The 23,851-nt window shown below is 33.1% G+C and carries 24 protein-coding genes and 1 tRNA gene; 14 read left to right on the top strand and 11 right to left on the bottom strand.

The window, feature by feature from the left end; genetic code table 11:
• Positions 1 to 8: 8 nt before the first annotated feature.
• Positions 9 to 1,088 (top strand): hypothetical protein, encoded by a 1,080-nt coding sequence (locus FEF17_RS07030; RefSeq protein ID WP_139001638.1) that lies wholly within the window; start codon positions 9 to 11, stop codon positions 1,086 to 1,088.
• A gap of 96 nt (positions 1,089 to 1,184) precedes the next feature.
• Here the strand turns inward: FEF17_RS07030 and FEF17_RS07035 are convergent, their stop codons facing one another.
• Positions 1,185 to 1,511 carry an ArsR/SmtB family transcription factor gene (locus FEF17_RS07035; RefSeq protein ID WP_139001639.1) on the bottom strand — a complete coding sequence of 109 codons (327 nt, stop codon included), beginning with the start codon at positions 1,509 to 1,511 and terminating at the stop codon, positions 1,185 to 1,187.
• Complete coding sequence (locus FEF17_RS07040) at positions 1,501 to 1,932, bottom strand: SRPBCC family protein (RefSeq protein ID WP_139001640.1); 432 nt, start codon at positions 1,930 to 1,932, stop codon at positions 1,501 to 1,503. The genes FEF17_RS07035 and FEF17_RS07040 overlap by 11 nt, the downstream gene beginning before the upstream one ends.
• A gap of 310 nt (positions 1,933 to 2,242) precedes the next feature.
• Here FEF17_RS07040 and trxA point away from each other — a divergent pair, with 310 nt between their 5' ends.
• The 5 genes from trxA (at position 2,243) to FEF17_RS07065 (ending at position 6,882) form a co-directional block, all read left to right on the top strand.
• A complete protein-coding gene (gene trxA, locus FEF17_RS07045; RefSeq protein WP_139001641.1) occupies positions 2,243 to 2,560 on the top strand; it encodes a thioredoxin in 318 nt (105 codons plus the stop codon).
• A 77-nt stretch (positions 2,561 to 2,637) separates the two neighbouring features.
• A complete protein-coding gene (locus tag FEF17_RS07050; protein ID WP_139001642.1) occupies positions 2,638 to 3,180 on the top strand; it encodes a ClpP family protease in 543 nt (180 codons plus the stop codon).
• A 54-nt stretch (positions 3,181 to 3,234) separates the two neighbouring features.
• Positions 3,235 to 5,802: a M1 family metallopeptidase gene (locus tag FEF17_RS07055; RefSeq protein ID WP_139001643.1), complete on the top strand. Its 2,568-nt coding sequence runs from the start codon at positions 3,235 to 3,237 to the stop codon at positions 5,800 to 5,802.
• Positions 5,802 to 6,731, top strand: a complete 930-nt coding sequence (locus FEF17_RS07060) for a DUF58 domain-containing protein (RefSeq protein WP_139001644.1) — start codon at positions 5,802 to 5,804, stop codon at positions 6,729 to 6,731. Before FEF17_RS07055 ends, FEF17_RS07060 begins: the two co-directional genes overlap by 1 nt.
• Before the next feature lie 77 nt (positions 6,732 to 6,808).
• Positions 6,809 to 6,882, top strand: a tRNA-Asp gene (locus FEF17_RS07065).
• Positions 6,883 to 7,170: 288 nt separating this feature from the next.
• Here the strand turns inward: FEF17_RS07065 and FEF17_RS07070 are convergent.
• Together FEF17_RS07070 and FEF17_RS07075 are read right to left on the bottom strand one after the other, a co-directional pair.
• Positions 7,171 to 8,718, bottom strand: coding sequence for an FAD-dependent oxidoreductase (locus FEF17_RS07070; RefSeq protein ID WP_139001645.1), 1,548 nt, complete (start codon positions 8,716 to 8,718; stop codon positions 7,171 to 7,173).
• A gap of 3 nt (positions 8,719 to 8,721) precedes the next feature.
• Positions 8,722 to 9,129, bottom strand: coding sequence for a hypothetical protein (locus tag FEF17_RS07075; protein WP_139001646.1), 408 nt, complete (start codon positions 9,127 to 9,129; stop codon positions 8,722 to 8,724).
• A gap of 495 nt (positions 9,130 to 9,624) precedes the next feature.
• Between FEF17_RS07075 and FEF17_RS07080 the strand changes: the two genes are divergently transcribed.
• Positions 9,625 to 9,933 (top strand): hypothetical protein, encoded by a 309-nt coding sequence (locus FEF17_RS07080; protein WP_139001647.1) that lies wholly within the window; start codon positions 9,625 to 9,627, stop codon positions 9,931 to 9,933.
• 262 nt (positions 9,934 to 10,195) lie between these two features.
• The gene (locus FEF17_RS07085) at positions 10,196 to 10,468 is read left to right on the top strand and encodes a DUF4242 domain-containing protein (RefSeq protein ID WP_139001648.1); all 273 of its coding nucleotides are present in this window, start codon (positions 10,196 to 10,198) and stop codon (positions 10,466 to 10,468) included.
• 290 nt (positions 10,469 to 10,758) lie between these two features.
• On the opposite strand, the gene FEF17_RS07090 is transcribed toward FEF17_RS07085, so the two are convergent.
• From FEF17_RS07090 to FEF17_RS07100, 3 genes are all read right to left on the bottom strand, one after another.
• The gene (locus tag FEF17_RS07090; RefSeq protein ID WP_139001649.1) at positions 10,759 to 12,195 is read right to left on the bottom strand and encodes a S1C family serine protease; all 1,437 of its coding nucleotides are present in this window, start codon (positions 12,193 to 12,195) and stop codon (positions 10,759 to 10,761) included.
• Positions 12,196 to 12,401: 206 nt separating this feature from the next.
• Positions 12,402 to 12,884, bottom strand: coding sequence for a VOC family protein (locus FEF17_RS07095; RefSeq protein ID WP_139001650.1), 483 nt, complete (start codon positions 12,882 to 12,884; stop codon positions 12,402 to 12,404).
• 97 nt (positions 12,885 to 12,981) lie between these two features.
• Positions 12,982 to 13,449, bottom strand: a complete 468-nt coding sequence (locus FEF17_RS07100; RefSeq protein WP_139001651.1) for a cupin domain-containing protein — start codon at positions 13,447 to 13,449, stop codon at positions 12,982 to 12,984.
• Between the two features lie 239 nt (positions 13,450 to 13,688).
• Between FEF17_RS07100 and FEF17_RS07105 the strand changes: the two genes are divergently transcribed.
• Positions 13,689 to 14,996 carry a glycoside hydrolase family 2 TIM barrel-domain containing protein gene (locus FEF17_RS07105; protein ID WP_139001652.1) on the top strand — a complete coding sequence of 436 codons (1,308 nt, stop codon included), beginning with the start codon at positions 13,689 to 13,691 and terminating at the stop codon, positions 14,994 to 14,996.
• A gap of 104 nt (positions 14,997 to 15,100) precedes the next feature.
• On the opposite strand, the gene FEF17_RS07110 is transcribed toward FEF17_RS07105, so the two are convergent.
• The 4 genes from FEF17_RS07110 to FEF17_RS07125 form a co-directional block, all read right to left on the bottom strand.
• Positions 15,101 to 15,250 carry a PspC domain-containing protein gene (locus FEF17_RS07110; protein WP_139001653.1) on the bottom strand — a complete coding sequence of 50 codons (150 nt, stop codon included), beginning with the start codon at positions 15,248 to 15,250 and terminating at the stop codon, positions 15,101 to 15,103.
• A gap of 93 nt (positions 15,251 to 15,343) precedes the next feature.
• A complete protein-coding gene (locus FEF17_RS07115) occupies positions 15,344 to 16,492 on the bottom strand; it encodes a DUF2652 domain-containing protein (protein ID WP_139001654.1) in 1,149 nt (382 codons plus the stop codon).
• Positions 16,493 to 16,603: 111 nt separating this feature from the next.
• Positions 16,604 to 17,104: a YybH family protein gene (locus FEF17_RS07120; RefSeq protein ID WP_139001655.1), complete on the bottom strand. Its 501-nt coding sequence runs from the start codon at positions 17,102 to 17,104 to the stop codon at positions 16,604 to 16,606.
• A gap of 161 nt (positions 17,105 to 17,265) precedes the next feature.
• A complete protein-coding gene (locus FEF17_RS07125; protein ID WP_139001656.1) occupies positions 17,266 to 18,291 on the bottom strand; it encodes a LacI family DNA-binding transcriptional regulator in 1,026 nt (341 codons plus the stop codon).
• A 151-nt stretch (positions 18,292 to 18,442) separates the two neighbouring features.
• On the opposite strand from FEF17_RS07125, the gene FEF17_RS07130 reads away from it, so the two are divergent.
• The 5 genes from FEF17_RS07130 to FEF17_RS07145 all read left to right on the top strand — a co-directional run bounded on the left by FEF17_RS07130 (position 18,443) and on the right by FEF17_RS07145 (position 23,848).
• Positions 18,443 to 19,489, top strand: coding sequence for a sugar kinase (locus FEF17_RS07130; RefSeq protein WP_139001657.1), 1,047 nt, complete (start codon positions 18,443 to 18,445; stop codon positions 19,487 to 19,489).
• Between the two features lie 21 nt (positions 19,490 to 19,510).
• Complete coding sequence (locus FEF17_RS07135) at positions 19,511 to 20,176, top strand: bifunctional 4-hydroxy-2-oxoglutarate aldolase/2-dehydro-3-deoxy-phosphogluconate aldolase (protein ID WP_139001658.1); 666 nt, start codon at positions 19,511 to 19,513, stop codon at positions 20,174 to 20,176.
• Between the two features lie 155 nt (positions 20,177 to 20,331).
• Complete coding sequence (locus FEF17_RS07140; RefSeq protein WP_139001659.1) at positions 20,332 to 21,342, top strand: LacI family DNA-binding transcriptional regulator; 1,011 nt, start codon at positions 20,332 to 20,334, stop codon at positions 21,340 to 21,342.
• A gap of 407 nt (positions 21,343 to 21,749) precedes the next feature.
• The gene (locus tag FEF17_RS14300) at positions 21,750 to 21,896 is read left to right on the top strand and encodes a hypothetical protein (protein ID WP_170180977.1); all 147 of its coding nucleotides are present in this window, start codon (positions 21,750 to 21,752) and stop codon (positions 21,894 to 21,896) included.
• A gap of 116 nt (positions 21,897 to 22,012) precedes the next feature.
• A complete protein-coding gene (locus FEF17_RS07145; RefSeq protein ID WP_139001660.1) occupies positions 22,013 to 23,848 on the top strand; it encodes a tetratricopeptide repeat-containing sensor histidine kinase in 1,836 nt (611 codons plus the stop codon).
• Positions 23,849 to 23,851: the final 3 nt, after the last annotated feature.

The raw sequence follows: 23,851 nt of genomic DNA on the forward strand, positions 1-23,851 counted from the left end.
GAACAGTTATGCAAACAATTACGAAGTATTTGGCATTGGTAATCCTATGTTTAAGTGTGCAATTAATCAATGCACAAGACACCATTCCTAAAATTAATAACAAGGAAAAAATCGCCGATTTAGAAGCTATTAAAGAGCGGATAAAAACAGAAGAGCGAGAATTTCTAAAAACAGAAGTAGAAGCGATTAATAAACGGCTAGATAAAGGAGAATTATCTGGTGCTGAAGCTCAAATATTAAAAAAAGAAGCTGCAAAGAAGCGTGCTTTGAATATTGAAAATCGCATTGCTATTGTAGATAATAGAATTGCTTTATTAAAACGAAATGATGAAGGCTATAAAATATATGATGCTGAAGATACCGATAAGGTTGGTTTTCAAATTGGTGGAGAAGAAGGAAGTTTTGCTGGGTTTAGAATAAAGGCCAAGAATAAGCCTAAAAAATATGATAGACGTACATCGAGTGATTTGGTTTTAGCTTTTGGTTTAAATAATGCAATTATTGAAGGACAAAGTTTAGATGATTCTCCTTATAAATTTGGTGGCTCTCGATTTTTCGAAATTGGATGGGCTTGGAAAACCAGAGTATTTAAGAATAGTAATTTTATGCGTTTTAAGTATGGTTACTCTTTTCAAATAAATGGACTGAAACCAGATGACAATCAATATTTTGTAGATCAAGGAGGGCAAACTGTATTGGAAGAATTCCCCGAGAATCTTAAAAAGTCGAAATTATCCATTACTAATTTGGTGTTTCCTGTACATTTTGAGTTTGGTCCGTCCAAACGCATAGATAAAGACACATACTATAGATATTCTACCGATAATAAATTTAAAGTAGGTATAGGTGGTTATGCCGGATTTAATATTGGTACGCGCCAAAAATTAAAATATAAACTTGATGGAGAACGCGTAAAGGATAAACAGAAACGTGGCTTCAATACTACTAATTTAGTCTACGGGTTGAGTGCTTATTTAGCCTTTGATGACACCGCTTTATATATTAAGTATGATTTATCACCAATCTTTAAAGATCAACTTATAGACCAAAATAACATCTCTATAGGCTTAAGGTTTGATATGGATTAAGGTTATGTAAGTGTTGTTGAATTATTTAAAGAACCTATTGTAAATTTTACGAAATTCACAATGGGTTCTTACGAATATTTTTCAATTGGTTTAAACTTAACTTTTTTTCGAATTGAGGTAATCATCCAAACTTTCAAGTTTATTATCCCAGAACTTATTGTAGAATTTTAACCATTTGTTGACTTCTTGGAGCTCTTTTGGATTCGCATTACAGAAGCGTTCGCGCCCTTGGGATTCAATAAATACTAAGCCAGCATCTTCCAATGTTTTAATATGTTTGGTTACACCTTGACGCGACATCTCAAACTGATTAGAAATTTGAGTGATTGACAAAGCAGATGATGCAATGACCAAGGCATGAAAAATATCACGCCTTGTTGGATCTGCAATGGCTTTGAATAATTTTGTGATTTTATCTTGCATTAACCACTTCTTTTAAATAACTGGTTAAACCAGAAATACAATTATCCCATCCGCCATTAAAACTTTCAAACATGGCAACAGCTGTGTCCTCGGCATAATTGGAAATACCAGAATGCTCCAAATACAGTTTAGTTCCGTTAGAGGTTGACTCTAATTCCCATTTAACTGTTGTTTCGATTTCTGTCCCGCCTACAATCCATGTATAAATTAAGGTATATGGATTTGCCTCTTTTACTTCACCACCTATGGTTGTGCAGCCTTTTTCATTAGGAGGAGAGGTAAATAGGTACTTATAACCTTTTTCCGCTTTAAAATCGGCAGGAATAAACCAAGTGGATATTTCTTCAGCTTTAGAAATGGCATTCCATACTTGATCTATGGCGTGATTAAGAATGACTTCTTTTTTAATTACATCTTTCATGACTTTATGATTTAAGTTAATACGCAACTTTATGGTTGCTAAAATAAAGCAAATATATTTAATACGCAACAAAAAGGTTGCGTATTGTGTTTCAGGTTTTGTTGCGCAAAGGATGGAACGGTATGTTTGAGCTCCTCGAAGAGAGCGAGTAGTGAGAGCCTGACCCTTGTGGATGCGCCCAAATAAATTAAGATAAACCTTATAAATAGAGTTATAAGTAAAACAAATTGTTGGTTTGTAAGCTTTCGGAAATATTTTGACTAATTTTGTGTAATTAAAAGAATTAAAAACGTATTAAAATATAAATATTATGGCATTAGAAATAACAGATGCATCTTTTGAAGAAACAGTTTTAAACAGTGATAAGCCAGTATTGGTTGACTTTTGGGCAGCGTGGTGTGGACCTTGTAGAATGGTTGGACCTATTATAGAACAGATAAGTGACGAATATGAGGGGAAAGCTGTAGTTGGTAAAGTAGATGTTGATGCCAATCAAGAATTTGCTGCTAAATATGGGGTTAGAAATATACCTACTGTATTAGTTTTTCAAAATGGAGAAGTAGTTGGTAGACAAGTTGGTGTAGCTCCTAAAAATGCATATACAGATGCGATAGATTCACTTTTATAGTAGTCTAACAAAAAGAAAATTGAAAAGGTTTACCATAATGGTGAACCTTTTTTTATTTTAGTTAAAAATTAAAACAAATGAGTAAAGAAACAAAAGTTCAAGATGCCATTGACAATAAATTACTTGAATCGCGTAAAGTGTTTTTATGGGGTCAGGTAGATGATAAATCGGCAAAGCATGTTATTGATAGATTACTATATTTAGATGCTTTGGAAACCAAAGATATTCACTTATATATTAATAGCCCAGGAGGCTATGTTACTTCTGGATTTGCAATCTACGATTGTATGAAATCTTTAAAAAGTTCGGTGTCTACTATTTGCACTGGATTTGCGGCATCTATGGGGTCTATTATATTATCGGCAGGAGAAAAAGGAAAACGATTTATACAACCTCATGCAAGAGTTATGATTCACCAACCAAGTGGTGGTGCTCGCGGGCAGGCCAGTGATATTGAAATTACCGCAAAAGAAATTATAATTACCAAAGAGTTAAGTGCTCAAATTTTGGCAGATAATTGTGGGCAAACTTTTGATAAGATAATGAAGGATTTTAACCGAGACCATTGGATGGGGGCGGAGGAGTCTGTAGCCTACGGGATTGTTGACAAAATAATATAAACGGCTTTTAGGGATATTTGTGTTTCAAGCCTCCTGTTTATTTAAATAAGATTTATGGCTAAAGTCTCAATTTTTGTATTGAGTTTTCTGGTATTTTTATCATGTAAAACAGAGCAGGAAAAGGTCTCCTTGTTGGATGTTGGCATTCCGCTGGATATGGCTCAATATAGAAAGAAACAGCTGTCGGGTGTCATTTATCATTTAACGTTTGATATTCCTCTGGAAAAATCGAATCCCATTCCTTCTTCACTAAAATTGGAGGTAAATCTTCATGACCTTACACATCCCTTGTATTTAGATTTTAATGAAGAAAGCGATCATTTAAAACGGGTGAATGTGAACGGTGAGGATATCGAGATTCTACATGAAAAGGAACACCTTATTATTGACGCCAAACATTTGTCCATTGGTGGAAATGTTGTGAATATTGAATTTGATGCTGGCGAACTTTCGTTGAACCGAAACTCCGATTATCTTTATACGCTGTTGGTTCCGGATAGAGCCAGTACCTTATTTCCGTGTTTTGACCAGCCAAATATTAAGGCACGTTATGTTTTGGAGATTACTGCTCCTAAAACTTGGGAAGTGCTTTGCGGTGCACATTTGGATAGTCAAGAAGAAAAGGGTAAAGCCGTTAGATACATCTTTAAACCGACGGACTTGATGAGTACCTATCTGTTCTCATTTGTGGCAGGAGATTTTAAAACTACTCAGCAAGAATTGGATGGATTAGAAATGAAGATGTTGTATCGTGAAACCGATGCCGATAAAATTACTACGAGCACCTATGCCATATTTACTTTACACGATGATGCGAAACAGTTTCTAGAAGATTATACCAAATATAAATTCCCTTTTCAGAAAATGGACTTCGCTACGATTCCTGGGTTTCAATATGGGGGTATGGAGCATACGGGGGCGATTCAATATAGAGAGTCAACATTGTTTTTAGACGACAATGCTACGCAAAACCAGAAACTTAACCGTGCCAAACTGATTGCCCATGAAACGGCTCATATGTGGTTTGGTAATTTGGTTACCATGAATTGGTTTGACGATGTATGGTTGAAAGAAGTATTTGCCAATTTTATGGCCGATAAAATTACTAGTAAAACGTTTCCAGAGGTTAACCACCAACTTAATTTTATGCGGGAGCATTATGCTAGTGCTTACAGCGAAGATAGGACTCAAGGTGCAACACCAATTAAGCAGCATTTGGGTAATTTAAAGAACGCAGGAACCCTCTATGGGCGCATTGTCTATAATAAGTCGCCTATTATGATGCGGCAATTGGAAGCATTGGTTGGTGAAGAAGCTTTTAGAAAAGGGATGCAAAACTATATTCGAAAATTTGCTAATGCCAATGCGGATTGGAGCGATTTGGTGGCCATTTTAGATGCAGAGAGCGAAGCCGATGTTAAGGCTTGGAGCAAAGTTTGGGTTTACGAATCTGGTAGGCCTATAGTTTCGGATAGTATTGTTTATTCAAATGGCATTATAAAGTATGCAAGTATTAGCCAAAAAGCTGAAGATGGGAGTAGTCATATTTGGGCACAAAATTTTAGTATTGGCTTGGTATATAACGATACCGTTAAGGTTATGCCCGTTCTTTTAAAAGAAAAGCAACAGATAATGGATGACTTAATTGGATTGCCGAAACCAGAATCCATTATTTATAACTATGATGCGTTTGGTTATGGGGTGTTTCCAATGGATAGTAGTCAAATTAAGTACATTCCAAAAATTCAAGATAAAGTGGCTCGGGCCTATAGCTATATTAATCTTTATGAAAATGTGCTGACAGGAAATATTAAGCCTAAGAATGCTTTAGCGGTTTATTTAGATGGTATTTCCTCAGAGCCAGAAGAATTAGTGCTGGGCAGTATTTGTGGATATGCTTCATCTTTGTTTTGGAATTATTTGTCGCCTGAGGGTCGTGAAGCAAGGCTTGCTGATTTTGAAAATATTGTCAAGCAAAGACTTTTAAAAATATCAGATACAAGTGGTATTAAAAAAACACTGTTTTATTTGTTTGAAGGCATTGCTTATTCCGAATCGGGAAGAGAGATGCTATATGATATTTGGAGCAAGAAAATAGAAGTGTCAAATTTAAAACTTAATGAGAACGATTATACAGGGTTGGCATTTACATTGGCATTATTTGAACATGAGAAAGCCGATGCAATTTTAGAAACTGCCATTGAAGGCGTTTCCAATCCTGATAGAAAACTAAGAGCAGTGTTTTTGGCACCTTCGGTATCAAAAGATGAGCGTATTAGAGATGCTTTTATGGATAGATTATGGAAGGCAGAGCATCGAGAAAAGGAAAGTTGGGTGGTGTCTGGTTTGCAAAATATTCATCATCCGTTACGCCAAGCTTCGAGTATAAAACACTTAAAAAAGAGTTTAGAATTTACGGAAGAAATCCAGCTTACTGGTGATATTTTCTTTCCTAAAAATTGGTTGTCGGCTACGATTGGGATGTACTCATCCAAAGATGCCTTTTACATTTTAGAGACCTTTTTAAAGGAAAATCCGGATTTTCCGGTGGTACTCAAAAATAAGCTTTTACAGACTGCCGATAAGTTATATAGAGCAAAACATATGATAGAAAATAATTGATGGACTTGCAAGGGGAATTAAATAAGGCAGAAGGCTTTAAAAACTTAGAGCTACTCGCAAAACAAGTGGTAGAAGGCTTCATTGCCGGTATGCATAAGAGTCCGTTTCATGGGTTTTCAGCAGAATTTGCTGAACATAAAATATATAATCGTGGAGAAAGTACACGCCATATCGATTGGAAGTTGTTTGCAAAAACAGATAAGCTATACACCAAGCGTTATGACGATGAAACAAATTTACGTTGTCATATTATTATTGATAATAGTAGTTCAATGCATTATCCTAAAATGGATAATTTTAGTATTGACAATTTAAATAAGATCGGATTTTCCGTTTTAGCTGCTGCTTCGTTAATGCATATCTTAAAAAAACAACGCGATGCTGTTGGCTTGAGTATTTATAGTGATAGTTATGATTATTATGCTCCTGAAAAAGGAAGTGAGCGCCATCATCAAATGCTGTTAAATCATTTAAGCGATGCCGTGATTTCTAAACCACTTAATAAGCTAACCGAGACCTATAAATACTTGCATGAAATAGCAGAAAAGATACATAGACGTTCTATGATTTTTGTGTTTACAGATATGTTTCAAACCGCTGAAGATGGAACTAAGTTATTTGAAGCTTTACGTCATTTAAAATATAATAAGCATGAGGTTATCTTGTTTCATGTTTTTGATAAGGAAAAAGAGTTATTGTTTGATTTTGACAATAAACCAAAGCGATTTATAGACGTCGAAACAGGTGATTACGTTAATTTATACGCCGATAATATCAAGGAAAGTTATAACCAAGCCGTAGTTGATTATTTTAATGAGATACGATTAAAATGCACTCAATACAAGATAAAGTATGTCGAAGCAAATATTAATGAGAATTTTAATTCGATACTTACCACCTACATGGTAGAACGACAAAAATTTGCATAAAAAAATCATGAAAAAAGGCTTAAAAAGATTTGACTTATAAAAAAAGGCGTGTATATTTGCATCCGCAATAATGCAACGGTCTGGTAGTTCAGTTGGTTAGAATGTCGCCCTGTCACGGCGAAGGTCGCGGGTTCGAGTCCCGTCCAGACCGCAAGATTGCTAAAAAGCTCTAAGAGATTAGGGCTTTTTTTAGCCATAAAACGAAGTTGTGTTGTTTGATAAGCCTTAGGGTTTATCAAAGGTTTAAGTAGTTAAACCAATGGAAAGCTTTCCTTTTTTCTTAATAGAAAATTGGGATGCTTTTTTGTTTTAGGGTATTTTATTTTATGCATTATGTGCATTTTCTTCTAAAAAAGTGTGCTATGAGGTGTCTCAAAGTCTTCAAAGGTGTGCATCTTTTTCTAATCATTTAACCATCTTAAATTTATTCAGATAAACTTCATTTATTTTTCATTTCTTCTTTGAGATAATCAGATAAACGAAGACTCAAAGCGACCAGATTCAAGGTAGGATTTGGCACACCAGCAGTTGTACAACACGCAGAACCAGCGATAAAAAGATTACTTAGGCCATGTACCTTGCAATGCGCGTCAACGACACCTTGTTTAGGATCGTCATGCATTTTGGTTGTGCCCATATGATGCCATCCACCACCCAAAGTATTTAGCATTTCACTGTCATTTGCCTTCCAGAGGAAATCATACATTTTCACCCTGCCAATACCTGCCTTGCCTACCGCTTCACCAAAAATTTCGTAAATCTTTCGCAGGCTGCGTTTATCTAGTTCGGTCAGATCCCAATGAAGGTTAGCTCTTGGCACTCCTAACTCATCCTTTTCGCTATCAAGCAGTATCCTCGAATTAGGATTAGGTGCCTGCTCCATACGCGTAAAGAGCTCAAAGACTGCAGCTTCATTTGGGTTTTTCCCATCCTTAGGAATTTCTTCGTAGTCTTTAAAATTTTCCCACAAATTTTTCTCACTCTCGTTTGGGTCGTCGCTAGTCCAAACGTCTATCATAGGTTTTTGACTTTTAGTTAAAGCCATGGGAGTGAAAGATATAGTGCCATTCAAAATTTGATGTTTTTCCTGCATTTCTTCCGTTAAACCAGCCTCAATTCTAGGCTTTTTTATGTTTTCAGGCCACCCGTAAATATCCATGGCAAAGGGTTTTTTTAGCACCATTTGAGCAGAAATTACTTCAAGGTGTTCCATAAAGTAGCGCCCAACCAAGTCATTTTGGTTACCTAATCCATTAGGTGCCTGTTTATTTGAAGCGAGTAGCATTCGGGCATTTTGAATTGCCCCACACGCAAGTACATAACTATGAGCTTTTATGTGGTGGGTTTTACCGGCGTGATTTTTAACCTCCAACGCCTTAATAGTACTAACACCTTCATTTGAAATAATATTAGTGAGGTTAGCATAGGTGTATAGGTGAATATTTTTGGCTTTTACCACGTCATCCCTGTACTTTTGATTAAATCGCGTTGGTGGACTGAACTGCCACACCTTATTTCGTATCATTCGTTCATCTAAGGGTAATGGCTCTTTACCCGGAATCTGTTCTTTCAAATATTCCATGTCATATCGATAAGGCCCTAATTCCAAAACTTCATTTGCCCTAGCATAAAAAGGATCAAGGTCTTCTCTAGTAATGGGCCAGCCACTATAAGGAATCCAATCTCTTTTTTTGAAGTCTATTGGATCATATGGTGAGCACATACCTGCCCAATGACCTGTTGTGCCACCAAAATAATGTAAGCGACTAGATCTAAGAGGATAATAGCGTTGACCGGTATTTTTTCCAGCATAAAGATCCTGAACCTGCCCGTCATACTCAAATCCTCCCCCTTCCAGGAGGATTACTTTATAAGGCGTATTGATCCATTCCAGTGCCATACTTATTCCAGCTGCCCCTGATCCAACAATGCAAATGTCACCCTGGATTTCTGTTCCATTTTCTAATTTCCTGGCATCTATATGCATAACTTAATTATTTGATTGAGAAAGTGAATAAAGTGCACATTGGCGAGCTTCAGTTCTGGAAAGCACCCAACCTCTCACAATAACTGTTTCTCCATTGTCAAAATCAGCCTTCACTTTTTGTGACATCAACTTTTGTAAGGTTTTGCTATCAGTATTTTTCGAGATACTACCATCTTTGGAATTAATTAACAATTGATTGATTAATATTTTAGGACTGTTTTCGCTAGGATTTTGATCCAAATAGGCATTTCCCACTTCAATAATAGTTGACGATTCATTGATTGTAGCCATTGTTGTTGGCAAGTTAAGTTTTCGAACTAGGGAGGCCTCTGGTCCGGAGCAACTCATGAAAGGAACAAAAGTACCTACAACGGCTATTGAAGTTATTTCACAAAAAGTTCTACGTAGCATATTTTAAGTTAATTAATACATATAATTTAGAATTAATAATTTTTATATTCATTCTAATTTTTGCATGTCAACGTATGTATAAATACATCAATGGATATTGATAATAATTTAAAGATAGTAAATAATATCTTAATTTAATATCTAGTAAAAAATATAATTTCGAGTCCCGTCCAGACCGCAAGATTGTTAAAAAGCTCTAAGAGATTAGGGCTTTTTTTAGCCATAAAACGAAGTTGTGTTGTTTGATAAGCCTTAGGTTTTATGAAAGGTTTAAGTAGTTAAACCAATGGAAAGCTTTCCTTTTTTCTTAATAGAAAATTGGGATGCTTTTTTGTTTTAGGGTATTTTATATTCAAAAGTATTCTTTAGAACAAATTTGATTTCTCTAAATTCATTTCTTGCTTTTTCAGTATAGTTTTTATTTAAATGAAAATCAATATGTTAAAGGAATAAATTCCTTTATATTTAAAAAGTCTAATTTTAAAACTTCATCAAATGAAAAAACTGTTTATAATCCTATTGGTTTTTTCATTTTTTAATTGTGACGAAAATAATATTAAAGATGCGCTTGAAGAAGAATTGATAAATGCTACAAGAAAAAATATATATAAAATAGGTTTGGTTAGTATTTGTAATAGCAATTTAAATCTTAATTCTGTTTGTGTTACCAAAAGTGAATATGATAAATATATAATGCTGCCAAAATCTTGTGATATAATAACAATAACCTCTATAAATGGGAATAATTATACTGGTATAATATTTAGTTTTAATTCTGATGAAACTCCTTGTAAATCTAATTAATACTAGATTTTAAAGAATTTTTTAACCTCTAAGAGATTAGACTCTTTTAATAAATTAAATAAGTTAAGTTATTTGATAAGTCTTAGGGTTTATCAAAAGTTTAAGTAGTTAAACCAATGGAAAGCTTTTTAGTTTTAAAATAGATTTACTATATTTAAATACTTCAAATAAATACTTTTAATTAACTTATACTTTTATGGGTTAGTCCATATCTATCAGTATCCTGCTTCAAAAGGTATTTTATTAACTTAAATAATGTATTATGCCAAAGTATGTAATAGAAAGAGAGATTCCAAAAGCTGGACAATTAACATCTGAAGAATTAAAGAGTATATCTCAAACTTCCTGTGGAGTATTGGAGAATTTAGGACCACAAATTCAGTGGGTAGAGAGTTACGTTACTGACAATAAAATTTATTGTGTATATATTTCTCCAAATGAGCAATTAGTTAGGGAACATGCAAAGCAAGGAGGTTTTCCTGCTAATGAAGTAAATGAAATTGCTGCAATTATTGACCCTACGACTGCTGAGTAGTTGTAGTTTAAAAGAGTTGTTTTTCTCCTACCAATGGAAAGCTTTCCTTTTTTCTTAATAGAAAATTCGGATGCTTCTAACTTATAAAAATTTACTCAAACATATTCAATAAGTATTAATTTACGCGCTAATTCTTTCAAATAAGGATTTGAAGGTTAATAGCTAATATAAGGCGTATGTGTATTTCATATGCCTTTTTCTTTTATAAACTTTGTTAGGCTCTTAATTAAAAATTGAGATGCTTTTTTTAAGAGATATTATACCATATGGTAAAACTTGAATGATAGAATTTATTTGGGCTCATAACTGGTTGAAAAATATCCAGTTCCGATGTATTTGCCTTCTTTAGAAAATGCATTAAACTTATACCACGTAGCTTCATAGAATGTATACGGGAAATAAATATTGCTGGAAGCTCCGTTAGAATTATAGACTAATTTTTTGTGTTCAATATATTTATTATTTCTTTTTTTATATATATTAACTTTAATTTGAGATGTATTTAAATTGCTTGGAGAATTATCTATATACACCCAAATTTTTCCGCCTTTGTTTTTATCAAAAGTAAAACTGTTATAGCGTTTAGACTTTGGAGGAAGATAATTGTTGTTTTCTTTTGGAGAAATATTTGAAAACCAAACCTTTTCTTTACTATAAGAGGATTTTTTTGAATTGAAATTTAATTTATTGACTGGTTTTTTCCTGCTATTAACCAATGAATTAATCTGATAAGCCGTTTTTATTGGTAGTTTTTTTCCAGTGGTTGTATTAATTGAGAATGATCTTTTTGGAGCGACCAATCCTTTATCTAAAAGCCTTTCTTGTAGTTCTGGATTACTAACCGCTACGTAAAACATGCCATTTATGCCTCCAATAAGACCAATGTTAGTTTTTGTTCCAACGGCTGTTGCTATACCAATAACTTCATTGTTTTCACCAAAAACAGGACCACCACTATTACCGCCATGTATTTCTGCATCAGTCTTTATATAACCATAATCTTCATTAAATACGTAATCCATGCCGCTCATTATTCCAATGCTCAAAGTACTCATATCTCGTAACATTAGGTCCTTATCACCTTGGAATTGCTGAGGGAATCCATAAACACATAATTGTTCACCTTGAAAGGTCTTATCTGAATTTCCGATTGGGAGTGCTTTAAATTTTTCTTTTACTGGATTGCCGTCAATATCACTTTTAACTTTTAATATAGCTCCATCGTAGGCTCCCATACCTATAGCTACAACTTCAGCTTTATAAAGTTTGTAATCATTTTCATCTTTACCATTATACACTTGTATAATAGGTGTGGTATATCCAGTCCTATATACCTTTGTTATAGTTTTGTCGTTAACAATGTCTTTAGAATAGGTGGTTAAGTTACTTTTTGTTTTTCCAAATTTGTCCTTATAATCATAGTCTATATATCCCGAAATACACATTTCAACTACATGGCGATTAGTAAATAAATAGCCATCCTCCGTTATAAAAAAACCAGAACCCCTTCCTTTATACCCAGCCCCTTTTTTATTTTTTTCTTGAACCGAGTCTAATAAAATAATCTTTACAACACCATCACTATATTTAGAAACAATTTTCTTTGTATTTAACCCAGAATTTTGGCAAGAGAAAGAGAATATTAATATTAAGCAAGAAACATTAAGTAATAAAACATACTTTAACAGCTTAACATTTCTATTTAACCAAATTAAAGATAACATCATTAAGGGAATCGAGCACTTAAATATAACTATTTAAAATGTACTACCCAATATGAAATTTAAAATTCTAATTAAGTCTATTGAATCAAAATAAATCTAGCATTATCTGAAAATGTTTTCTAGACATTAGTAGATTTTAGTGTTGATTAATACTTCATTTAATATTAAAATGGTTTAGATTCTTTTTTATCTTTTAAATTATTTATAACTCAATTAGCATCATTTATTTCAACCCAATAACCATCCGGGTCTTGTATAAATGTTTGTCTAACCCCATCAGGTCTTTTCTGTATAAAATCTTTTTTGGATCCACCTAAAGAAGAGTACATAATATTATTAGCTTTTAAATGCTGAAGGTAGCCTTCCAAATCATTAGTTGAAATGGCAAAGTGATTAAACTTGCTTGGTTTTATTTCAATTCCTGGGACTTCACCCATATGCAGTTCCAAATTGTTTCCAAGTGACAAAAACATTTGATTTTTAGGAAGCCACGTTGCATTTAAATCTTTAAGACCAAGTATTTCGGTATAGAATTTTTTACTTATAATAAAGTCACTAACGACAAGAGTAGTATGCTGAAGGGTTAAATTGTATTTGTTGGCGATGGCTCCAGAATCAGATTTGGTGTTTTGAGCATTTAGTGCTAGGAAGGAGATTAGCAGAAATAAACTTAATAAATTGGACTTTAGCATGATTTTATTTTTATAGTTGTTAAATAAATTTTTTAAAATAGGTTTGAATAACCAATAGGTAATTTATGCTAAAATTAATCGGGAGATTAATCTGTGTTTATTCTTCTATAGGTACTGCATCAAATGCGTCTACCAATGCAATAAATAAAACACATGGTCCATTATCAAGACATTTTGCGCGATGAGGTTTGTTGGCAGGTCCGTACAAATAAGATCCAGCTTTTACAACAGTCGCTTCTTCTCCTTCATATTGTACTTCAAGGTCGCCACTCATTAGAATCATCCGTTCGGGTGATTTGTGTGTGTGATTAATCACTTCCGTATTTGGCTCAATCTTAAAAAAGAGATCTAAATTAGGGTCACTCATTTCGCCATGAAGGAGAGTAAAGGAACAATTCGGGAAAAAATCTGGCGCAGGATTCCATGTCAAACTATCATCAGTGTATGAAAGTGCTAAAGAGTTTTCAGTTTCGTGATAATGTTCCTGCGCAAAAACATAATTTACTTGAAATAGAGCCACAATCAATAAAGATTTAATGGCAAAGTTAAATGTTGTTGTTTTCATAATATGTAATTGGTTGATTAGTAATCCCTTAAAATACGAAAAAATATAAAAACCATTGGTAATCAGTCTGATAAAAAAATTTAATCAATCTGTTTTACAATCAGCACAATTTTATAGAGCTATTTTATTACAATCTATTTGGAACGAGTTTTTGTTTTAAAGGAGATATTAGAAGAGATTGATTATTTTTAGAATATAAAGTATAACAACTATCTTTAAAAAATTTTATAAGTCAAAGGATGAAATATTTAAGTTATCGTCTCCATTATTGTTTGTTTTTCTTTTTCTTGTTATTTAGTTGTAATGGCAATGACAAGAAGGAATCCAGTTCTAATATTACCAAATCTGAAATTCGCCTTACAGACCAGGGCTATCGTATTTTTTTAAATGGAGAACCATTCTATATCAAAGGAGCTGGTGTAGATAAAGGCAATATAGATGCTTTAGCTCAACATGGTGGAAATGCTATTAGAACTTGGAGTACTAACAATGGGAAAGAAGTATTAGATAAGGCTCATAAACTAGGTTTAAAAGTGATGATGGGTGTTTGGGTTGGTTTAGAACGACATGGGTTTGATTATAATGATAAAGAAGCGGTAAAAAAGCAATTAGAAAGTATAAAAAACAGGGTTATTGCCCTTAAAGATCATCCAGCATTGATTACCTGGGGCATTGGAAATGAAATGAACCATAGCTCAAAAAACCCTAAAGTTTGGGATGCCGTAAACGAGATTTCTAAAATGATTCATGAAGTAGATCCTTATCATCTAACAACCTCTCCTTTGGCTGGTATTAATAAGGAGTTGGTAGATTTAGTTAATGAAAGAGCATCCGATTTAGATTTTTTGAGCCTACAGTTATATGGACCAATGGATGTGCTTCCCCAAATTATTAAAGAGTCCACCTATAAAGGGCCATTATTGGTAACGGAATGGGGAGCGACAGGCTATTGGGAAGTGCCAAAAACGGAATGGGGTGCACCTTTAGAGAATAATAGTTCTAAAAAAGCAGATCTTTACTTAAGTAGATACCAAAATTCTATTATATCTCAATCTCAACAAATAATGGGGTCGTTTGTTTTCCTTTGGGGGCAAAAACAGGAACGAACTCCTACATGGTTTGGGATGTTTATGCCAAATGGAAATCAAACAGAGTCGGTTGACGTTATCCACTATGCTTGGAACGGTGAATGGCCAATCAATCGTGCACCTAGACTTTATGATTTTACATTAGAAGAACAAAGGGCTATTGATAATATAAAATTGAAGGCAGGAAATACGTATTCGTCTGAAGTTAAAGTAAAAGACTTCGATAATGATGAATTGGTTTATCGCTGGGAAATTATGAGAGAAAGTGAATCAAATAAATCTGGGGGCGATGCGGAATATATACCAGATGTTATTGGAGGGTTATTTCCTAATAATTCTTCTAGTACTACTAGTTTCGTTGCGCCTTTAAAACAAGGTGCGTATCGTTTGTTTATTTATGTAGAAGATGGTAATAATCACACGGCTCACGCCAATATACCTTTTTTAGTGGAGGAGTAGGAGTTTAAGGATTGACATTTATTTGACATCGAACACTTTAGATAAATAAAGCGATCATTTTTAACAGAAAACAGGATTAACAAAAAACTACCATGTATTAGGTACTAATTAGAAAACATTTTCACCAGCCAAAGAATTAAATAAAGTCCAATACCAACACCAAATACTAAAACCGATATAACAAATGCGATGCGTATGTGAGAGGTTTTCCACCCTAATTTTTCACTAAGCCATTCAGATACTCCTAAAATCATAATCTATTTTTTTGAAAGTCAAATATAAAGAATTTTACGTATCGCCTAAAAACATTTTATTAATTCAATCACATTAATTATAATTACTTTAGTTTATGTTGCGGGTTCCAATAAAATACCAGAAGAATGTCTTTTTCCTGAAGCTCTTAAACTTTGGCAATACTGATTAAGTTTATCTAAAGAGCCGCTATAAAATTGAACAAAACCTTTCTTATAGAATAAAGTGTACATCATTTTTTTAATAAGGTTCTGCTTTTGCATAGCAGTTAAATTGATTCTGGTAAGATTATTTCCAATACGTTTAAGGGTAATAATCAAATCAGATTTTCCGGTATGATTTGTATCAATCCAAGTTATAAAGTCTTTAGTTATATTAAAGTCATGTGATGTTAAAAAGGGATCGTTGTCATCACCATTCATAATGCACCTATGTGTACTCCCGTTTTTAGTAATCTCACCATTTGTTTTATCGCTGCCTTTAACATGAAGCACCCAAAGATGTTTTGCATGAGCATCTGAAACAATGTCAAAAACCAATTCTATTGGAGCATTTATAGTAGATTCTACAGCAAGTATTTTGCTCATTTTTGGATCTGGAACATAATCTTCTAAAGTCAGCTCAGGAATATGTGATTCTAAGGGAGCTAATGATAAGTAACAGTATTTTATTGCACCAAAATCATATTCATCTTGTCCTTTATATGGTTTTTCCCAGGCAATATGGTCGACTTCAACCCACGTTGAACATGCATTCATAAGTTGATTGGTAACTAAAACATACTCTTTTAATGAGATATCATTCTTCATGAGACGATGTGCAACAATTAAATCCTTCCCAAATAGTTTTGACCTTTCCTTTACATGGTTAACTGAAATGTTTCCATAATGAATAATAAATTTCAAGCTTAAACTATTAGCATTTATACAAGCACCGCATTGGCATATTCTTTGGAATTCATATTTTCTTAAACAAAGATGAAATTTAACGTACATTCTTTGCACTTGAGCAAGGGTTTCTGCGGCGGTAGGTTTTCTTCCCTTTCTGTAAAAAAGCACAGCATCACCTTCAATTTCTGAGACTTCAAGGTCAATTTCATTGGCATCAATAAGTGTTTCTAATAGTTCTGTTATTATATGTTCACTATGAGATATTTCTGTTTCGTGTACAAATTTAGTGAAGCCACTTATGTCTGGAATGAAAAGCAGTGTTGGTTCTGCAGAGGTGTTTTTTATTGATGTCATAAGTTGAAAAATTGAAGAACTTCTTGAAAAATCTTGTGAGGTTTACAAGGTCTTTGCTTTAAAAACAAACATGAAAGGAGAGTTCTTGACTCCCCTTTATAGTATATAATTCTATTGCTCTTTTTCGTCTTGGTCTTCAGAAGAAGGTGGTTCTTCTTCCTGTGGCACAGGCAATGGAATGTTAGAGCTAAAAATATCCCTGTCTAAATGCCATTTACCATCAATATTCTTCCAAATAATAATGTATTTGCCTTCGTCTAATTTCTTACCCCCGGTATCAAAAAGATTGTATTCACCTTCTTCAATAGCTGTGTTTTCGTACGATTCTACATGAAGAGTGGTTAATGTTGCATTGTCAATTCCCATAGCAAATACGGTATTCCAAAAGGAGCCTATAGCTTCTCGCCCTTCAATTACAGGACTGTTAGCAGGGAATAGCCTTCCTTTTTCTGTGTAAAGCTCACCAATGGCTTTTCCGTTATGGGCATTAAAAAATTCAGCAAAAACTTTATTAGCTTCTACAATTTCATTTGTTACATCTTTTGATGATTCAGAACAATTAATAATTAAAATCGAGACAAGCAATGAAATGATTAATACTTTAGTTTTCATGTTTTTAGTGTTGGTTGATTAAAAAAATAAATTAGGAAAACTAACAAAGTAGAAAGGATGTTATAAATATAGCAATTTTTGAGTTTTTGAGAAAGTTAAAACGTTTTATTGATGGAGAAAATTTAAACCATTTGGCCGTTTAAGGTAGAACAAATAAAATTTTATTTCAATCTAGAAGAATCCCTTATAACTAATTCTGCTTTTAAAATTATTTTATTTAAGGATTGATTAATGGTGTCTTTTTTCGCGTGTTCTAAAAATACTTTGGCCGCTTGTTTACCAATTTCAGCACTGTGCTGATCAATACTAGTTATAGATGGTTTTACCATAGCGGCGAATGGTTCATTACCAAAACCGACAAGAGCTATTTCCTGGGGAAGTTTTATATCTTTTTCATTTAATAGCTGTAAAGCTCCAAGAGCTGCATAATCACCGGCTACGTAAACAGCATCGGGTCTTTTTTCTAAAGCTAACAATTGCAACATTTTTTCTCGCCCATCTTCAGTGGTTAAACTACTTTCAATTAAAAGCTCGTCATCAAGAGGAAGATTATGTTTTTTCAGTGCATCGATATAACCTCTTATTCTATTATTAAAAATACGTGTATGTCTATAACCTCCTATATGAGCGATACGTTTGCAACCTTGCTTTACAAGATGCTCAACTATAATATGGCTGCTGTCGTAATCGTTAATGCCAATATAATCTACATTTAGGTCATTTTCCCCTCGATCAAATAAAATAAGCGGTATACCTTTAGATTTAACCTTTTCGTAATAACTTAAATCTACAGTTTCATTGGCCATCGACGCGATAATACCATCAACTTGCGTAAATAATAAAGTGTCAATATTGTCGCATTCTTTTTTAAAAGACTCATTAGATTGTGTAATAATAATATTATACCCTTCTTTATTTAGCACTTCTTCCATATTCTGAATTACGGATGAAAAGAAATTACTATTCGTGCGCGGAACAACAACTCCTACTAAATTGCTTTTTCCCTTACGAAGAGCACTGGCTAGATGATTTGGTTGATAGTTCAGATTTTTTGCAACTTGTTTTACAGCTTTTTTGGTCTTTTTACTTATTCGAGAATCATCATGAAGTGCTTTTGAAACGGCTGCAGGCGAGATGTTTAAGACATTAGCTATATCTTTTATGGTCGTTTTCTTTTTTTTTGCCAATTTTTTATATATTTGCTTAAACGTTTAAACAAATATAAAACGTTAATTGATATAATCAAAATAGTATTGATTTAATATGATTTTGGTTATTTTTTGATAGAATTGGTTAAACGTTTAAGCAATTAAAATAAAAACTAAATAAACAGTTAAAATGGGTAAAGTAGTAACGTTTGGAGAGATCATGTTAAGGTTGGCTCCACAAGGGTTTTTAAGGTTTTCACAAGCCAATAGTTTCGATGCTATATATGGTGGAGGTGAATCTAACGTAGCAGTTTCTCTTGCTAATTACGGTGTAGATGTAGATTTTGTAACACGTTTACCAAAAAATGATATTGGTGAATGTGCGATGATGGAAATGCGAAAAAGAGGTGTTGGTGTAAATAAAATTGTTTGGGGCGGAGATCGTTTAGGGATTTACTTCTTAGAAACTGGAGCCGTATCAAGAGGTTCTAAAGTAGTATATGATAGAGCGCATTCCGCAATAGCAGAAATCGAATCAGGTATGATAGATTGGGACTCAGTTTTTGAAGGATGTGAATGGTTTCACTGGACGGGAATTACACCAGCAATTTCTCAAGGTTCTGCCGATGTTTGTTTAGAAGCAGTAAAAGCCGCAAGTGCTAAGGGAATAACTATTTCTACAGATTTAAATTATAGAGCTAAATTATGGAAGTATTGTGATGCTAATCATAGAGAAGCTGTTATGACAGAGTTAACCTCGTATTGTGACATCGTTTTAGGAAATGAGGAAGATGCAGAAATGCATTTCGGTATTAAACCAGAAGGAATTACTGTTCAAACTCAAGGTCATGACGTAAAGGCAGAAGCATTCTTATCGGTATGTGAGCAAATGATGGAGAAATTTCCAAGAGCTAAAAAAGTAATTACTACTTTAAGGGGATCTATTTCAGCTTCGCACAACACTTGGGCTGGAGTTTTATATGATGGAAAAACATTATTCCAAACACGTCAATATCAAATTACAGATATTGTTGATAGAGTAGGTGGTGGTGATTCATTTATGGGAGGACTAATCTACGGATTATTAAAATACCCAGATGACGACCAAAATGCATTAGATTTTGCAGTAGCGGCGTCTTGTTTGAAGCATACAATTAAAGGTGATGCAAACTTGGTAACAGTTTCCGAGGTTGAAAAATTAATGGGCGGTGATGCCTCTGGACGTGTAGCTAGATAAACTTATAAATATTTTATAAATATGGCACAATTTACAAGAATAGAAGTAGCTCAAGCTATGAAAGATACAGGAATGATTCCTTTATTTTTTCATCAAGATATAGAACTTAGTAAAAAGGTATTAAAAGCCTGTTATGATGGAGGAGCTCGATTAATGGAGTTCACAGCACGTGGAGATTTTGCTCATGAAGTTTTTGGGGAATTAACAAAATATGCCGTCACAGAATTACCTGGAATGATTATGGGTGTTGGCTCTGTAACAGATGGTGCTGCAGCATCATTGTATATGGCGCTTGGTGCTAACTTTATTGTGACACCGGTTTTAAGAGAGGATATCGCAATCGCTTGTAATAGAAGAAAAGTATTATGGTCTCCTGGTTGTGGTACCTTAAGCGAAATTGCAAAAGCTGAAGAACTAGGATGCGAAGTGGTTAAATTATTCCCAGGGGACATTTATGGTCCTCAGTTTGTTAAAGGTATAAAAGGCCCTCAGCCTTGGACAAGTATTATGCCAACGGGTGGAGTTTCTCCAACAGAGGAAAACCTTAAAGGTTGGTTCGATGCTGGTGTAACTTGTGTTGGTATGGGATCTAAATTAATATCTAAGGATATTATTGCTAATAAGGATTATGGTAAGTTAGAGTTAGATGTTAAGAATGCTTTAGCGATAATAAAAGCTGTTAGATAGTTATAGCTTATTTATTTTTGAATAAATTAAAGAGTCACGGTTAGTGACTCTTTTTTATTTATTAGAATCGTGATTTTTCTATTTTTAAAATACAGTGCGTATTACAGCTTGTAATTTTGTAAATTGCGTAGCTTACAAAAATTGATTACTTCTAAATGGTTACTTTAAAACAATTAGCAAAAGAGTTAAACGTTTCTATCTCTACGGTTTCTAAGGCCTTAAATAATAGTGAGGAAATTGGAGAAGAAACGGTTAAGCGTGTCAAAGAACTGGCTCAATTGTATAATTATACACCTAATAAAGTAGCCTTAAGTTTAAAGCAGAATAAGACTAAGACGATTGGGGTCATTATTCCAGATATCTTAAATCATTTTTTAGCCAAAGTGCTTTTTGGTATTGAACGAGAAGCAACAAAACGCGGATATAATATTATAACATGCATTTCTAACGAGTCTTTAGAAAAGGAAAAAGAGGCTTTAGAATTATTGGCGAATGGTAGTGTTGATGGATTTGTTTTATGTGTGGCCGAAGAGACTCAAATAGAAGGTGAAGTAAACCATTTTAAACGAACAATTGCAAAAGGGTTACCTATTGTTATGTTTGACAGAGTGGCGCACGACGTTCTTTGCGATAAGGTTATTGTTGACGATTTTGATGCTACTTACAGAGCAACCAAGAGCATGCAGTTAAAGAAAAGAAAAAATATAGCGTTCATTAGTAGAATTAACGATTTAAGTGTTGGTAAATTAAGAGAAAGAGGTTATAATAAGGCGATTTTAGAAGAATCAAATCAAGAACCACTTGTTTTAAATCTTAAAAAGAAAGACGACAGTCAACAGAAAATAAAAGCCTTTTTTAAGAAGCATAAAAATATTGATGGTGTTATTTCGGCAGACAGCTCTTCGGGTATAATTGCTATAAATACCGCCTTGAACAAAGGGTATAAAGTTCCTAAAGATATTTCTGTTATTGGTTTTGCCAGTAAATCAGTTTCAAACCATTCGATTCCTAGGTTAAGCATTATTAGGCAGCATGCAAATCAGATTGGAGCTAATGCCGCCGATTTACTTATTAATCGTCTGGAAAAAAAGTTCGACGAAGAGATAGAATTCAAAACTAAAATTGTAAAAACGAGTCTGGTACTTAGTAAGTCTACTTTAAAATAAACTATTATAGTTGGTTAATAGCCGGATTTTATAATACTTGTTTTACACCTATATTTTGTAAGAAAAAAACCCTATTACCGTTCATCGATGTTTTTAATCGATGAAAAATGCATTTCATCGAGTATTTTATCAATTCATTGTCTCTTTAACCTAGTTTAGTTCCCTCTTAACGAGCACTATTATTTTCCCCTCAGCACGCTAAGAAAATTAATCCATTTTAATGACTGCAAAGTCATATTCCCTCAAAATTTAAAGTAAAGAAGTCTGTTCGCTTTTATGCGTTCGATTTTAAAGTTAATTATCCATTTTTTCCCTCGTTAGAGATTTTGATTTTCAAAGTCTTTAAACAGATAAGTATTTAATATTTAAAAAATATAGAAAAAATGTTTAACCGTAAATCGAATAATATGAAAGCCCTAAAAGTTACCTTACTAATTGCTGTATTTTTTGCAGCATTAACATCATGTACTAAACAAGATTTAGATGAAGATGATGTGTTGAATGACCCAACTGAAAAAACAGCCTTTTTTACAGGTGGTGATGTAAATGACTAAATAGAAACAATTAATTTAACATATAAAGGTTCTTTATTATTATATAAAGAGCCTTTTTTATTGCCTAGAATTAGAAAAAATATAAATACATTTGAATATTAGTTAAAATATTTTTTTTGAGAATCATATTTTTTTACATACTTATAATATTTAATATTGGTTTTGCTACTTCACAGCAAACAAACTATTTACATAAAATAGATTCAATTCAGGAAAATATTTTTAACTCTAAATCAAAAGATTCATCCCTAATTGCCAAAGCTCATTATAACATTGGTGAACTATATAGATATAATTTTTTAACAGATAGTGCTTACTTTCATTATCATCGTGCTGAGAAAATTTATAAAAGTTTAAATGAGCGATATAGGTTAGCTATAACACTTTATGGTATTGCGGTTATTCAAAAAGATGAAAAGGATTTTACAGGTAGTGAGGTTACTTCAATTGAAGCTATTTCTCTCTTAGAGTCCCTTGATGAAACAAATGATGTAAGAAAATACAAGGCATTCATATACAATAATCTTGGAATTGTTTTCAAAGAATTAGAATTGTTTGAAGAATCAATAAGCTATCATATAAAGGCCTTAGATCTTAAGGAAAAATTGGTAGGGAATTATACCTCAACTATTAATAATTCAAAAAATAATTTGGCTAATGCTTATAAGAATTCTAAAGAATTTGATTTAGCTTTAAAATGGTTTGATGATATTCTAGCTAACAAAGAATTAATTAAAGAGCGTCCAGACTTTTATGTATTAGTTTTAGATAATTACGCTCATACACAATATCAATTAAAAAGATATGAAGAACTACCTAGATTATATTTACAAGCCTTAAAAATTAGTGATAGTTTAAATGAAGGAGGGTATAACTCTATAGCAATAAATCAACATCTAGCTGAATATTATAATGATAACAATAAAAAAGATTCAGCGCTATATTATGCATATAAGGCTAAGGACATATCCGAAAACTATCACAATGATGATTTGCTAAAATCGTTAATGCTTCTTTCAAAAATAGAAGAAGGAGACAAAGCTGCTCAACATCTAAAAGCATATGTTAAACTTAGTGATAGCTTACAAAAAGTAGAAAGACAAACACGTAATAAATTTGCTAGAATACGTTTTGAAACTGATCAAATAGAACAAGAAAACATCCAAATAGCAAGAGAACGCCTTTGGTTGTTAATAATCTCAATTGTTCTAATTATTTCTTCGTTTTTAATTTACGTTATCATCACCCAGAGAAATAAAAATAAAGAGCTCCAATTTATACAGAGGCAACAAAAGGCTAATGAAGAGATTTATAATTTGATGCTCTCACAAAATGAAAGTATTGAAGAAGCAAGGACTATAGAAAAACAACGTATTTCTCAAGAATTGCACGATGGTGTCTTGGGTAGACTTTTTGGAACAAGACTTAGCTTAGATAGTTTAAACATGGATCCATCACCCGATGCTGTTAAAACTAGAGCGCAATATATAGACGAATTAAAAACGATTGAGCAAGATATTAGAAAAGTATCTCACGAATTAAACACCGATTTTGTGTCAGGTTCTGGGTTCATAGATATTATAAAAACCTTAATTGAAACTCAAGCTAAGGTCTATAACCTGGAGTATAATTTAGATTATGCCGACGCGATAAATTGGGATGGTGTTTCTAACAAAAAGAAGATTCATATTTACCGATTGTTACAAGAATCATTACATAATATCTATAAGCATGCCAATGCAACACATATTAAAATTAGTTTTAAATTAAAAAATGGTGTAATTTGCTTAATCATCGAGGACGACGGTTCAGGATTTGATGTGAATAAAGCAAAATCTGGGATTGGTTTAAAAAATATGAATGCCAGAATTGAGGAAATAAATGGAAAAATTGAGATTACATCAGAAAAAGAAATAGGCACACAGGTTAGCATAGAAGTCCCAATACCCTAACGA

Origin of the sequence: Hyunsoonleella aestuarii, assembly GCF_006148925.1 — a bacterium.
Classification (GTDB): domain Bacteria; phylum Bacteroidota; class Bacteroidia; order Flavobacteriales; family Flavobacteriaceae; genus Algibacter_D; species Algibacter_D aestuarii.